At 33.1% G+C, this 14,242-nt stretch carries 12 protein-coding genes and 2 pseudogenes; all 14 read left to right on the forward strand.

What is annotated here, in order from left to right; translation table 11 throughout:
• The first annotated feature begins 8 nt into the window (after positions 1-8).
• The 14 genes and pseudogenes from rnpM to BHU61_RS03605 all read left to right on the forward strand — a co-directional run bounded on the left by rnpM (position 9) and on the right by BHU61_RS03605 (position 14,214).
• Positions 9-296, forward strand: a complete 288-nt coding sequence (gene rnpM / locus BHU61_RS03545; protein WP_111714665.1) for an RNase P modulator RnpM — start codon at positions 9-11, stop codon at positions 294-296.
• A complete protein-coding gene (locus tag BHU61_RS03550; protein ID WP_096076703.1) occupies positions 293-625 on the forward strand; it encodes a YlxQ family RNA-binding protein in 333 nt (110 codons plus the stop codon). Before rnpM ends, BHU61_RS03550 begins: the two co-directional genes overlap by 4 nt.
• A pseudogene (locus BHU61_RS13740) lies at positions 618-792 on the forward strand (translation initiation factor IF-2 N-terminal domain-containing protein); the annotation flags it as partial. The gene BHU61_RS03550 and the pseudogene BHU61_RS13740, both read left to right, overlap by 8 nt.
• Before the next feature lie 242 nt (positions 793-1,034).
• Positions 1,035-2,804 (forward strand): annotated as a pseudogene (gene infB / locus BHU61_RS03555) (translation initiation factor IF-2); the annotation flags it as partial.
• Positions 2,805-3,044: 240 nt separating this feature from the next.
• The gene (locus BHU61_RS03560; RefSeq protein ID WP_111714668.1) at positions 3,045-3,941 is read left to right on the forward strand and encodes a nuclease-related domain-containing protein; all 897 of its coding nucleotides are present in this window, start codon (positions 3,045-3,047) and stop codon (positions 3,939-3,941) included.
• A 372-nt stretch (positions 3,942-4,313) separates the two neighbouring features.
• Entirely contained in the window at positions 4,314-4,658 is a 345-nt protein-coding gene (gene rbfA / locus BHU61_RS03565) for a 30S ribosome-binding factor RbfA (protein WP_111714670.1), read from the forward strand.
• Positions 4,659-4,978: 320 nt separating this feature from the next.
• Entirely contained in the window at positions 4,979-6,220 is a 1,242-nt protein-coding gene (gene pgaC / locus BHU61_RS03570; RefSeq protein ID WP_379883774.1) for a poly-beta-1,6-N-acetyl-D-glucosamine synthase, read from the forward strand.
• Between the two features lie 267 nt (positions 6,221-6,487).
• Complete coding sequence (gene icaB, locus BHU61_RS03575; protein ID WP_111714672.1) at positions 6,488-7,354, forward strand: intercellular adhesin biosynthesis polysaccharide N-deacetylase; 867 nt, start codon at positions 6,488-6,490, stop codon at positions 7,352-7,354.
• Complete coding sequence (locus BHU61_RS03580; RefSeq protein WP_170122441.1) at positions 7,347-8,420, forward strand: acyltransferase family protein; 1,074 nt, start codon at positions 7,347-7,349, stop codon at positions 8,418-8,420. Before icaB ends, BHU61_RS03580 begins: the two co-directional genes overlap by 8 nt.
• A 67-nt stretch (positions 8,421-8,487) precedes the next feature.
• A complete protein-coding gene (truB, locus tag BHU61_RS03585; RefSeq protein ID WP_111714675.1) occupies positions 8,488-9,384 on the forward strand; it encodes a tRNA pseudouridine(55) synthase TruB in 897 nt (298 codons plus the stop codon).
• A gap of 9 nt (positions 9,385-9,393) precedes the next feature.
• On the forward strand, positions 9,394-10,347 hold the full coding sequence (locus tag BHU61_RS03590) for a bifunctional riboflavin kinase/FAD synthetase (protein ID WP_111714677.1): 954 nt from the start codon (positions 9,394-9,396) through the stop codon (positions 10,345-10,347).
• Positions 10,348-10,462: 115 nt separating this feature from the next.
• On the forward strand, positions 10,463-10,732 hold the full coding sequence (gene rpsO / locus BHU61_RS03595; RefSeq protein ID WP_111714678.1) for a 30S ribosomal protein S15: 270 nt from the start codon (positions 10,463-10,465) through the stop codon (positions 10,730-10,732).
• A 119-nt stretch (positions 10,733-10,851) separates the two neighbouring features.
• Positions 10,852-12,960 (forward strand): polyribonucleotide nucleotidyltransferase, encoded by a 2,109-nt coding sequence (pnp, locus tag BHU61_RS03600; protein WP_111714680.1) that lies wholly within the window; start codon positions 10,852-10,854, stop codon positions 12,958-12,960.
• 60 nt (positions 12,961-13,020) lie between these two features.
• A complete protein-coding gene (locus BHU61_RS03605; RefSeq protein ID WP_111714681.1) occupies positions 13,021-14,214 on the forward strand; it encodes a M16 family metallopeptidase in 1,194 nt (397 codons plus the stop codon).
• Positions 14,215-14,242: the final 28 nt, after the last annotated feature.

Here is a 14,242-nt window from a genome sequence, read left to right on the forward strand (position 1 = left end):
GTGACATTATGAAACAAAAAAAAATACCTATGCGCAAATGTATATTAAGCAATGAAATGAAACCGAAAAAAGAAATGATTCGAGTTGTTAAGACGAAAGAAGACGAAATCTTTGTTGATCCGACAGGTAAACAAAATGGTCGTGGAGCATATGTTTCGATGGATTTAGAAGTTGTAGAAGCTGCACGTAAAAAGAAGAAACTTGAGCAATTCTTTGAGGGCGATACTGACCGTCTCAATCCTATATATGATGAAATTATTCGTTTAATATATCGAGAAATGATACCGAAACGATGAATAATCAAGATAAATTATTTAATTTACTCGGTCTTGCGATGCGTGCACGTAAACTTGCCACCGGCGAAGAACTTGTCATTAATGAAGTGAGAAATAAGAAATGTAAACTTGTAATACTAGCGACTGACGCTGGACCAAATACGACAAAAACTGTTACGAATAAATGTAATTCGTTCAATGTGCCGCTCGTGCAGCACGGAACGCGTTATGAGTTAGGATATGCGATTGGTAAGGCCGAACGGGTTACAATCGGTATCCTGGATGCTGGATTTGCAAAATCTATCCAAACGCTCATTCGTAACATCAATGAGGAGAGAACCTATGATTAAAAAGAGAATATATGAATACGCAAAAGAAGTTAAATTAAAAAGCAAAGACATCATTGATGAACTGAAAAAAATGAATATCGAAGTAACAAGCCATATGCAGGTGATTGAAGATAAAGAAATTACTGCATTAGATAAAATCTTTAAAAAAGATCAGGTGAAATCTGAACAGAAGGCCGAAAGCAAACCAGCTGAAAAAGTTGAGCCGAAAAAAGAACAACCGAAACAAGAGAAGAAACCTGCAGCGAAGCCTGCTGACAAACCAGCTAATAAGCCAGTTCAAAAACCGCGTCATAACAATAACCACCGACCAGGTAGTAATAACAAACCAGGAACAGGCGGTCCAAACCGTAATAAAAAAGGTAAAGGTAAAGGCAATCCGAAACCTGCTCCAGTAATTCAGGAGCCTGTAATTAAAGAAACACCTTCAAAGATTACATATGAAGAGGGTATTACAGTAGGAGAACTTGCTGAAAAATTAAACAAAGATGCATCTGAAATAGTTAAAAATTTATTTATGGTTGGAATTATGGCGAACATCAACCAAAGTTTAAATCAAGATGCGATTGAATTAATCTGTGATGAATATGGTGTTGAAGCTGAACTTGAAGTTGTAGTTGATGCAACAGATTTAGAAACTTATTTCGAAGATGTTGATGCAAATCCTGAAGATATTATTGAAAGACCTTCAGTAGTAACCATTATGGGTCACGTTGACCACGGTAAAACAACGTTGCTTGACTCTATCCGTAACACGCGTGTTACAGCTGGAGAAGCTGGTGGAATCACACAACATATTGGTGCATATCAAATTGAGAACGAAGGTAAGAAGATTACCTTCTTAGATACACCTGGACATGCTGCGTTTACAACGATGCGTGCACGTGGTGCCCAAGTTACGGATATTACAATTTTAGTGGTTGCTGCAGATGATGGTGTTATGCCACAAACTGTTGAAGCGATTAACCATGCTAAAGCTGCTGAAGTGCCAATTATTGTTGCAGTTAATAAGATTGATAAACCGACTGCTAATCCGGACCGTGTAATGCAGGAATTAGGTGAACACGGATTATATCCTGAAGATTGGGGTGGTGATACAATCTTCGTACAGTTATCAGCGATTAAAGGTGACGGAATTGATGAATTGTTAGAAATGATCTTACTTGTTTCTGAAGTAGCTGAATTAAAAGCAAATCCTAAACGTACTGCAATCGGTACAGTTATCGAAGCAGAGTTAGATAAATCTCGTGGACCAGCTGCATCATTATTAGTTCAAGATGGTACACTTGAAATTGGTGATTCAATTGTTGTAGGTAACACGTTTGGGCGTGTACGTGCAATGGTTAATGATTTAGGTAAACGCATTAAATCTGCAGGACCATCTACACCAGTTGAAATTACTGGTCTACAAGATGTACCTTTAGCGGGTGACCGTTTCGTAGTATTCAAAGATGAAAAACGTGCACGCCGAATCGGTGAAGCACGTCAACAACAAAACATCTTAGCACAACGTCAGGAAAGTCAAAAGGTTTCATTGGATAATTTATTCGAACAAATTAAACAAGGTGAAATGAAAGACTTAAACGTAATTATTAAAGGTGATGTTCAAGGTTCAGTAGAAGCTTTAGCAGCGTCATTAATGAAGATTGATGTAGAAGGCGTTAACGTACGTATTATTCATACAGCCGTTGGTGCGATTAATGAATCAGATGTTACTTTAGCATCAGCATCAAACGGTATCATTATCGGATTCAACGTACGTCCGGATGTAAATGCGAAACGTGCAGCTGAAGCTGAAGGCGTAGATATGCGTTTACACAGAATCATCTACAAAGTAATCGAAGAAATCGAACAAGCGATGATCGGTATGTTAGATCCTGAATATGAAGAGAAAGTGATTGGACAAGCTGAAGTACGTCAAACAATCAACATTTCTAAAGTAGGTACAGTAGCAGGTTCTTACGTAACAGATGGTAAGATTACACGTGATTCTCAAGTCCGTATCATTCGTGACGGTATCGTAGTGTACGAAGGACAAGTTGATGCGTTGAAACGTTTCAAAGATGATGTGCGTGAAGTCGCTCAAGGTTACGAATGTGGTATCACAATCGAAAACTTCAACGACGTTAAAGAAGGCGACATCTTCGAAGCGTTTATTATGGAAGAGATTAAACGTAAATAATCAATTTCTAGCACTCACAATTATTTGTGAGTGCTTTATTTGTTTGAGAAAATTTAATTATTTTTATGCATGTTTTATGAATAATTTGCTACAGAAAATCATTTTCTGCTAGTAAATTTTGTAGAATATTAATTATTGTATTAATTATGAATATTCTTGTATAACAACACTATTAATTATACATTTTAGGCTGTTTGCATGCTCAGTAATTATGTTTTATATTCATTTTGAGGTGATAATTTGTTTATAAAAACAGCAGTGAAACCACCACAACTTGAATATTTAGAAGAAGTTCATGGTAGAACACATATGACTGAATCGGATAGACGAAAATATTTCAATTTAAAATTGGGCTATGAAGGTGAAAAGAAAGTTTATGATTTTCTGAATCAGTTTAAGCAAGGTGTCTGTATTTGGGATGTACGACTGAATATATGCGGAGAGATACAATTTGACTTCTTTGTGATAGTTAATGGAATTATTTTTATATTAGAAATTAAAAATTTTTACGGAAACTATACATATAAAGATGGCAATCTGAAAAGTGAAAGTGGTTATGTATGTCGAGATGTATTTTCTCAGGCAAGTAATGAACGAGATAAATTTGAAGCGTTTTGTTATGAACAAAATATTCATTATAAAATTGTAAATAAAGTCGTATTTGTTAATGAGACTTTCAAGGTGATTAATAATGTAAAAGATATTAAATTTAGTAATATGTCTGATATCGAAAATCTTGCAAGATACATGTGTAGTTTTGAAATTACCGATGAGGATATTGCGATTGGTGAATTGATTGTTAAGCATCATATTGAGCAATCGAAAAATGAACAGAAGCATTTTTATCCATATGAAAAAATGACACGTGGATTGAAATGTCCAGAATGTCACAGATTTCTGAAAGTGAATCGCAATGCGAAGAAAAAAGTTAAATGTACATGCGGCCATGTAATGGATAAATCTAAAGCTATAATTGAAGCGTTTAGAAAAATCGAAATGCTGAAAAGGGATAGTGTAAGTGTTAGTGAAGTTGGTGAGTGGATTGATTGTAATCCGTCAGGCATCCGAAAAATATTAGGGGAAAATTTTATTAAGATAGGTACACATAAGAACAGGAAGTATAAAACTATTATATAATAAGTCAGATGCTAGCGATAAACACGTAATATCGCTAGCAAGTTGCAATTTTTTGTTGAAATAGTGAAGATGCTAGCGATAAACACGTAATATCGCTAGCAAGTTGCAATTTTTTGTTGAAATAGTGTAGATGCTAGCGACAAACCAGCGTTATCGCTAGCACCTAGCAAAATAATGTAGAAATAGTGAAGATGCTAGCGACAAACCAGCGTTATCGCTAGCACCTAGCAAAATAATGTAGAAATAGTATAGATGCTAGCGACAAACCAGCAATATCGCTAACAACTCAAAGCCCGACCCCTTCAATTGACATCACCACGGTACCGACGTATAATTGACACTATTCAATAGTTATAGATGAGGTGAAGATATATGAGTTTAAGAAGTGAACGTGTTGGTCAACAAATGAAAAAAGAAATCAGTGAGATCATCAACCAGAAAATAAAAAATCCTAATGTTGGATTCGTTACAGTTACTGAAGTAGAGGTTACTGGTGACTTATCACTTGCTACTGTATATGTTACAGTACTTGGTGAAAATCATGATCGCAAAAAATCTCTAGAAGCTTTAGAAAAATCTAAAGGTTTCATTAAATCAGAGATTGCACAACGTATGGACTTAAGAATCGTACCTGAATTAAAATTTCATTACGATGAGTCAATCGATTACGGTAACAAGATTGAGCGTATGATTGCAGAATTAAACAAAGATAAATAAAATTTATTAGAACAACGTGATAATTGTATCGCGTTGTTTTTTTATTTGAATTAGTTAATTATATAAAAATAGTATTAAAATTCCAAAAGGTAGACATTACTAAATAAAATGTCCATTTTTAATATAGGTTGTTTTCGTTATACTTAAATTTATTAAAATAAGATGCAAGTTCCTAAATAGTTAAATAATTTAATTATTTGTGAAAAAATTTTTAACAATTTATTTACAGAAAAAATAAATAGTTAAATTAATAAGTAGTAATAAATTATTATATTTAAGTAATTTGTATCTTATTTAATATTTTAAAATGAGGTGATTGAGTGGAATTAATTTTCAAAATATTCGGTGATTTTGTGTTGTTTTATCCAATTGTTATGTCTATATTTTGGATAATCGGTACAATTTTGTATTTTTTTATCATTGAAATTAAATTGAAAAAACAAGTGATGAAAGATAATCTTCCGGGAATCACCTTTATTATACCTTGCTATAACGAAGAGGATACTGTTGAAGATACGATAAGAAGTGTTCTTAAAATGTCTTATCCCAACAAAGAAATTATAGCAGTAAATGACGGGAGCAGTGATAATACTGCACAAGTGCTTTCAGATTTAGAACAAAAATTAGATTTTAAATTTTTGAATATCGTCAATAATAAAGGTAAAGCACATGCGTTGAATAGAGCCGCAGAGATAACAACGAATGATTACATCATTTGTATAGATGCAGATACAATCATCGAAGATATAGCACCTTACTATATGATAGAAAGATTTAAAAATAATCCTACGTTAGCAGCTGTAACAGGTAATCCTAGAATTCGTAATAAATCAACGTTGCTGGGAAAAATTCAGACCATTGAATATGCTAGCATGATTGGCAGTATAAAAAGAGCACAGACAATGAATGGATATATTAATACTATCTCAGGTGTGTTTACTTTGTTTAAAAGAGAAGCACTTGAAAAAGTTGGTTACTGGGATATGGATATGATTACAGAAGACATCGCCGTTAGCTGGAAATTCCATTTACATGGTTATCATATAGAATATGAACCGCGTGCGCTATGTTGGATGTTAGTTCCTGAAACACTTTCAGGTTTACTTAAACAACGTATTAGGTGGGCACAGGGTGGCCATGAAGTATTATTAAGAGATTGGAAAGAAATGGGGAGACAGCGCAATTTCTCATTCTGGTTCTTGTTTGTTGAACAAGTGTTATCAATCATTTGGGTATATGGTGTAGTGATTCTTTTAGCATTATCGTTAATACAAAATAACTATTTAGATTTTTACTATTACAAATATAATTTTAGTATTCTCCTTTACTCAGCTCTACTTCTCACATTTGTCAATATTATTCAATTTACAATTTCTCTTTTGATTGATAGCAAATATGAAAAGAAAAATATGTGGTACATATTCTTTCTTGTATGGTATCCAACTTTTTACTGGTTTTTAAATGCATTTACTGCAATTGTTGCATTTCCAAAAGCATTAAGAAGGAAGAAGGGAGAGTTTGCGACATGGTCAAGTCCAGACAGAGGAAATATCCAACAGTAAAATCTCATCTTAATATCTTTAGAGAAATCCTCATTTTTATATTTTCATGCAGTCTATGGGTATATTGTATTGCTGTTATTGCTATACTCTTAGTTTTATTCAGTCGAATTAACAATTATGAATTTAGACTTATAAGGAACGCTTTGAATTTAGAACTTTATCAAGTTTATGATACATCAATTTTATTGGGATATTCTTCTATCGGCATCACTGTATATTTATTAATTAGTTATTTTACAAACAAACAATTAAGGAAGCGCAAATATTATGAGAAAAATTATTAAGTTAATTTTACTGACAGTTATATTGATAAGCATTAATTGTTCTTATGATACACACACAGCTGAAGCTAATGATTATAAAAAAGTAATGAAGAAATTAAATAATACAAATGGTTGTCTTGCGATCAATTATCATCGCATTAGAAAAGATAATTTACTGGATAAATTGTTATTAATATTAACTAATAGTAAGGAAATGACTTTATATAGTATTACTGAAAAAGAATTTGAATCTGAGATTAAATGGCTTAGCAAAAAAGGTGCTACATTTGTAAGTGCTGATGAGCTATTCAAAGCTAAGGAAAAGAACGAATTCCCAAAAAAATGTGTATTTATTAATTTTGATGATATGGATATTTCATCTTATGAATCTGCACATCCTATACTGAAAAAATACGATGCGAAAGCGACGGGATTTATTATTTCCAGTGCAGTTGGTAATGAAGATTTTAATAATCTTCACATTACTTCCAAGAATCAGTTACAGGAAATGTATAACAGTGGTGTGTGGACATTCGGTTCCCATACACATAACTTACACGAATTAGAAGGAAATAACTCTATATTTCTAAAAGAAAAAAATAAAATTATAAAAGATTTACAAAAATCAAATAAGTACTTAGATAAAAATTTTACTGGTAGCAACCATCAATACTTTGCATTTCCTTATGGTCAATATGATAAGGAAGCGATTAAGAAATTGAAACAATCAAATTTCAAATATGCTTTTACATTAGAAGAAGATATTATTACGCATAAAAGTAATAATTATGAGTTACCACGAATACTCGTAAATCACGATGGATTTGACCGTATTGTTAAGAAATGGAAAGGTTTTGAACAAAATGAATAAAAAAATAGAATTGAATTACTTACGCGCATTATTGTGCATTTTTGTAGTTGTAACTCATTTGTTCACGCAATACTCACTTAATACAAATCCAGATGATAATCAAATTGCCACTCTTTATTGGGTTCGTATGATATTTATTGTAGGGACAGCTGGATTCATTATGTTAAGTCAAGTACTTGTTACAATGAATTATAAAAAAGATTTACCGAAAAAATTTATTTTTAATCGAATAAAATTTATATTTTTACCATATTTATTGATTGGTATCTTCTATTCGTTTAGTGAATACATGTATTTGAGAAAGCCATTTGAAGACATATTTTATCAAGCAGTCTTAAGAGGGTTTTGGTATGGATATTTTATACTAGTAATTTTCCAATTTTACATTTTGACAAAAATAATTTATTACATTAATAATAAATTCAATTTCAACTTATATAAGTCAAAAATAATCATACTTTTATCTGTTATTATAAATATGGGATACTTATATTTTTATTCCAACAACAAAGATGTTACAAAATTTATAGATCATAATTATTTCTTTTCTCCAAATACGATGATTTTAGGTTGGATTGGATATTATTTTATCGGCTCATTTATCGGGATTTATTATGATGAAATATTAGAATTTTTATCTGAATATATTAGTATATTGATATTTTTAAATGCATTAACTTTTGTATTTTTTATTTTTTCTCAAAAACATGATTACTGGATGGTCACTAGTTTTAGCTGGTCTATTTTACCATACTGTATTTGTATGTTTTTGATGATATTGGTTTTCTCTAAAACTATTGTACCATTTATGTATAAGTTTTTTACTTTAGTAAGTGCATATTCTTTTTTCATCTATTTAATACATCCAATCCTTTTAGATACAATATATATTTATACGAGTCGATTTGAAGACTTCACAGTAGTTTTTATTGTAGTTAGCTTAATCATTACTTTAGGCACATGTATCGGTATGGGACTTTTATTAAAGGAAATAAGTATATCTAAATATATTGTCGGTAAAGGACCTTTTCAAATTAAAGAAGCTGACATTACTTTAAATGAATAGCTGTGATTAGACCTTAAACACTTTTTCATGTAAACTATTTTAGAGTTTACTGAAGGAGTGTTTTTTTATGGATGGAATTATCGGTATCAATAAAGCGCGTGGTATGACAAGTCATGATGTTGTATTTAAATTGCGCAAAATTTTAAAAACAAAAAAAGTTGGACATACAGGTACACTGGATCCTGAAGTCGATGGTGTATTACCGATATGCGTTGGAAAAGCTACACGTATTAGTGACTATGTAATGCAAAGTGGTAAACGCTATGTAGCTGAAGTAACGTTAGGTGTTCAAACTGCAACTGAAGATGCTCATGGAGAAGTTATTGATGAGGTTGTCATTCATAACAACGCTTATACGGAACAACAGGTAGATAAAGTATTATCAGAACTTACGGGTAGGATTAAACAAATACCGCCAATGTATTCAGCTGTTAAAGTAAATGGCCGAAAGCTATATGAATATGCTCGAGAGGGTATTGAGATTGAGCGTCCGGAACGTATTGTCGAGATTTATGATTTAACACGAAAGAGCACCCTTTACTTTAAAAATAATCAATGTACATTTAATATTGAAATTTATTGTGGCAAAGGTACATATATTAGAACACTTGCTACTCAAATTGCAGAGTGTCTTGGCACAATTGGTCATATGTCAGATTTAACACGTACCGAAAGTGGTGGCTTTAAGCTTGAAGACTGTATAACGCTGGATACTTTGCATGAAATTCCATTTGATGAAATTAATAATTATTTACAACCGATAGAGGTAGGTCTTAAACATATGCCACATTATGCAGTTGATGTAGTTACCTCAAAAAAAATATTGTTTGGACAAAAGTTAAAACAAGTGAGCCCACCAATTGAAGATGAAACGGTGATGACGTACAATGATAAAGTAATTGCGATATTTGTGCCTGATGACAAGCATCCAGGTTTAATCAAGGCAAAAAAAGTATTTAATTAGGGGATATATATGAAAACAATAGAAATGATTCATCCAATAGAAAATTGCTATCAACATGAGCCATGTGCGCTTGCAATTGGTTTCTTTGATGGTATTCATTTAGGTCATAAGAAAGTGATAGACACAATGATCAATATTGCTGAGGATAAAAATTTAAAAAAAGCTGTAATGACATTTGACCCACATCCATCCGTGGTTTTGAATCCAGAAAAACAGAGAACAGATTATTTAACACCAATGTATGAGAAAAAACGTATATTAGCATCAATGGGAATCGATTATTTATTTATTGTCCCGTTTACATCATCGCTCGCTAAAATGGAAGAACATGATTTTATTAAGGATTACTTTACAAAAAATAATGTAAAGGAAGTCGTAGCAGGATTTGATTTTACATATGGAAAGTTTGGTAAAGGTAATATGTTAAAATTAGAAGCCGATAAAGACGGATTTAATGTCACAACAGTTGAAAAACATGCATTGCATGACGAAAAAATTTCTACGACCTTAATTCGCACGGATTTAGAAAATGGTAACATCAAATCAGCCAATGCTCAGCTAGGCCGTCCTTATAAAATTACCGGGCTTGTTGTACAAGGTGAGAAAAGAGGGCGTACAATTGGATTTCCAACAGCTAATGTTGAACCGAATGAGAATTTTGTTTTACCTAGATTAGGTGTATATGCTGTAACACTTAAAATAGACCAAACAGGAAAAGTTTATAAAGGTGTATGTAATGTTGGTGTCAAGCCGACATTCCATGATCCTGAAAAACAACAAGTTTCTATAGAAGTTAATATTTTTGATTTTAATCAATCTATTTATGGTGAACGTGTTGAAATTGAATGGCATGATTTTCTTCGTGCTGAGCAAAAATTTGATGGCTTAGACAGTTTAATTGCTCAGATTAATCATGATAAAATACAGTCTATTAAAATTTTAGAAACAATTAATATTGACTAAGGATTGATTATTTTAATTTTCATGTTATAATAGTCAAGTACCTTTCCTTGGTATTGAGACACTCCGACTCATACTCGGGTTATGGTGTAAATTAAATTATAGGAGGCTACTAATAATGGCTATTACTCAAGAACGTAAAAATGAAATCATCGCACAATACCGTGTACACGATACTGATACTGGATCTCCAGAAGTACAAATCGCAGTTTTAACTGCTGAAATCAATGCTTTAAACGAGCATTTACGTACGCACAAAAAAGATCACCATTCTCGTCGTGGACTATTAAAAATGGTAGGTCGTCGTAAAAACTTATTAACTTACTTACGTGATAACGATGTTCAACGTTACCGTGAATTAATTAAATCATTAGGTTTACGTCGTTAATTTTTAATGTTAAGAGCACAAATGAATTTGTGCTCTTTTTTTATGCAATTTGTGACAATATAACCACTGTCGTGGTATGATTAAAGATATATGCTATGAGCTAAGAGAGGAAGATATGAATGTCTCAAGAGAAAAAAGTATTTACAACGGAATGGGCTGGCCGTCCATTAACAATCGAAACAGGTCAACTTGCAAAACAAGCGAACGGTGCAGTACTCGTTCGATATGGTGATACAGTCGTATTATCAACAGCAACTGCAAGTAAAGAACCGAGAGATGTGGATTTCTTCCCATTAATGGTGAATTATGAAGAAAAATTATACGCTGCAGGAAAGATTCCAGGAGGCTTTAATAAACGAGAAGGTCGTCCTGGTGAAGATGCAACTTTAACATCTCGTCTAATTGATAGACCGATTCGTCCGTTATTCCCAAAAGGTTACAGAAACGATGTTCAGGTTATTTCAATTGTAATGAGCGTTGATCCGAATAACTCACCAGAAATGGCTGCAATGATTGGGTCTTCTATGGCACTTTCAGTTTCTGATATTCCTTTTGCAGGACCGATTGCTGGCGTAAACGTTGGTTTGATTGATGATAAATTTATTATTAATCCGAATGTAGAAGAGCGCGAACAATCAATTTTGGACTTACAGGTTGCGGGTCATTTTGATGCGGTGAACATGGTCGAAGCAGGTGCTAAAGAAGTAACCGAAGAAAAAATGTTAGAAGCTATTATGTTTGGACATGATGAAATTAAAAAGTTAGTGACGTTCCAAAAAGAAATTATCGCTGAATTGAACCCGGTTAAAAAAGAATTTGTTCCTATAGAAACTAATACTGAAGTTGAAGAAGCTGTAACACAGCAAGCTGAAGCATTAAATTTAGCAGCAGCTATTCAAACACAGGAAAAGCAAGAACGTGAAGAACGTATTACTGCGATTAAAGTACAAATTGTTGAAAACTTCCAGGAACAAGGGGAAGAAGTTATCGCAATCGTTAATAAAACGTTTGATGCGTTAGTTAAAGCTGAAGTGCGTCGCCAAATTACAGAAGATAAAGTACGTCCAGATGGTCGTCGTCCTGATGAAATCAGACCATTAGCTTCTGAAGTTGGTTTATTACCAAGAGCACACGGTTCTGGGTTGTTTACACGAGGACAAACTCAAGCTTTATCTATTGCTACTTTAGGTGCACTAGGTGAACATCAAATTATCGATGGTTTAGGTGTGGAAGAAGAAAAACGCTATATGCATCACTATAACTTCCCTAATTTCTCAGTTGGTGAAACAGGTCCAGTGCGTGCGCCAGGTCGTCGTGAAATAGGACATGGTGCATTAGGTGAGCGCGCATTATTACAAGTGATTCCTGATGAGAAAGAATTCCCATATACGATTCGAGTTGTTTCAGAAGTATTAGAATCAAATGGTTCAAGTTCACAAGCATCTATCTGTGGCTCTACTTTAGCATTAATGGATGCTGGTGTTCCGATTAAAGCACCAGTAGCTGGTATTGCTATGGGACTTGTAAAAAAAGATGAACATTATACCATTTTATCGGATATTCAAGGTATGGAAGATGCATTAGGAGATATGGACTTTAAGGTGGCAGGTACATCTAAAGGTATTACTGCGATCCAGATGGATATTAAAATTGATGGATTATCTGAAGATATTTTACGTGAAGCTTTAGAACAAGCACGTATCGGTCGTCTGCATATTATGGAGCATATGCTATCTACAATTAGTGAACCAAGAGCTTCACTGAGCCCATATGCACCGAAAATTAAAATCATCCATATCAATCCAGATAAAATAAGAGATGTTATTGGACCAGGTGGTAAGAAAATCAATGAAATCATTGATGCAACTGGTGTTAAATTAGATATTGAACAGGACGGTACAGTATTTATCGGATCAAGTGATGAGGCAATGATCGCTAAAGCACAGGAATTAATTGAAAATATCGTGCGTGAAGCAAAAGTTGGCGAAATTTATATGTCAACAGTGAAACGTATTGAGAAGTTCGGTGCTTTCGTTGAAATCTTCCCGGGTAAAGATGCACTTGTTCATATTTCACAACTTGCAAAAGAACGTGTCAATAAAGTTGAAGATGTGATTAAGATGGGCGATCAGTTCTTAGTAAAAGTAACTGAAATTGATAAACAAGGTCGTGTGAACGCATCTCGTAAAGTTTTACTTGAAGAAGAAACTAAAAAAGAAGAAAAATAAGCAATTATGAGACTACCGCTTTTGCGTTAGTCTCATATTTTTAGAAATTGAGGGTTATATTTGGAACAAAAAATATTAGAAAATCAATTGAAAGTAGTACATCATAATACTTCGATGCAAATCGTTCATATTGCTATGTATATTAAAGTAGGTACTGCTGATGAGATGAATTATCCAAATGGTATCGCGCATTTCATAGAACACATGCTATTTAAAGGAACAGAACGTTATCCTTTTAAATTGTTAGCTGAATCGATTGATGCAATTGGTGGAGAAGTTAACGCCTATACAACGAAAACATATACTTGCTATTCAATCAAAACGTTAAAACGTTTTGAACAAAAAGCGATTGATATACTAAAGGAAATGATGTTTTATGCAACATTTGATGAAGAAGAACTTGAAAAAGAACGTCTTGTTATCCTTGAAGAAATAAAAATGATTGAAGATGATGATGAAGAAAATGCATTTGAACGTTTTGAAACAATTTTATATAAAGATACGCCTTATAACACGCCAATCTTAGGAACTGAATCATCCGTAAAAGCGATTACGCAAGATGACTTAAAACGTTTCTATCAAGCTTTCTACCAGCCGGATAACATGATCCTGTCATATGTTGGGAACGATATTGAACATTTATCTGAAGCCTTTCAAATAGAAGGGCAACCAACTGAAAAGCAAAATGTTCACCCATTTAATATGAATCCCTGCACATTAACCCATTATAAATCTGGACTCGAACAAGCCCATGTCATATTAGCACATCCGGCTGTTGGGTATCGTGATGTAGCTCAACCCGTGTTTGAAATTATCAATAATTTATATGGTGGATCAATGACAAGTATGTTGTTTAGAAAGCTACGAGAAGAAGAGGGATTATGCTATAGTTTATATTCTTCTGTAGATAGTTATTACTCTGGTGGCGTACTTTACACTTATTTTGCGACGGATAATGATAATACACAGAAATGTTTATCGATTATTGATGAAATCCATGCAACACTTGTTAACGGTATTGATCAGGAAATTTTAGATAAAACTAAACAATATTTAATTACTAATCTGCATATGAATCTTGATTATGATGGTGCAATTTTAGAACATATGGGGAAAAGTATGCTGCTCTATGACAAAATAATCGATATTACTTCAATAGAAGCTCAAATCAGTGCAGTAACATTAGAACAAGCAAACAAGGCTCTTCAAATATTTAAATCTACGAGTGCGTCATATCAATTACGACCGCAATGATTGGCAAGTAATAAATTTAACGGTATAA

This window comes from Macrococcus epidermidis (assembly GCF_003259695.1).
GTDB classification, from domain to species: domain Bacteria; phylum Bacillota; class Bacilli; order Staphylococcales; family Staphylococcaceae; genus Macrococcoides; species Macrococcoides epidermidis.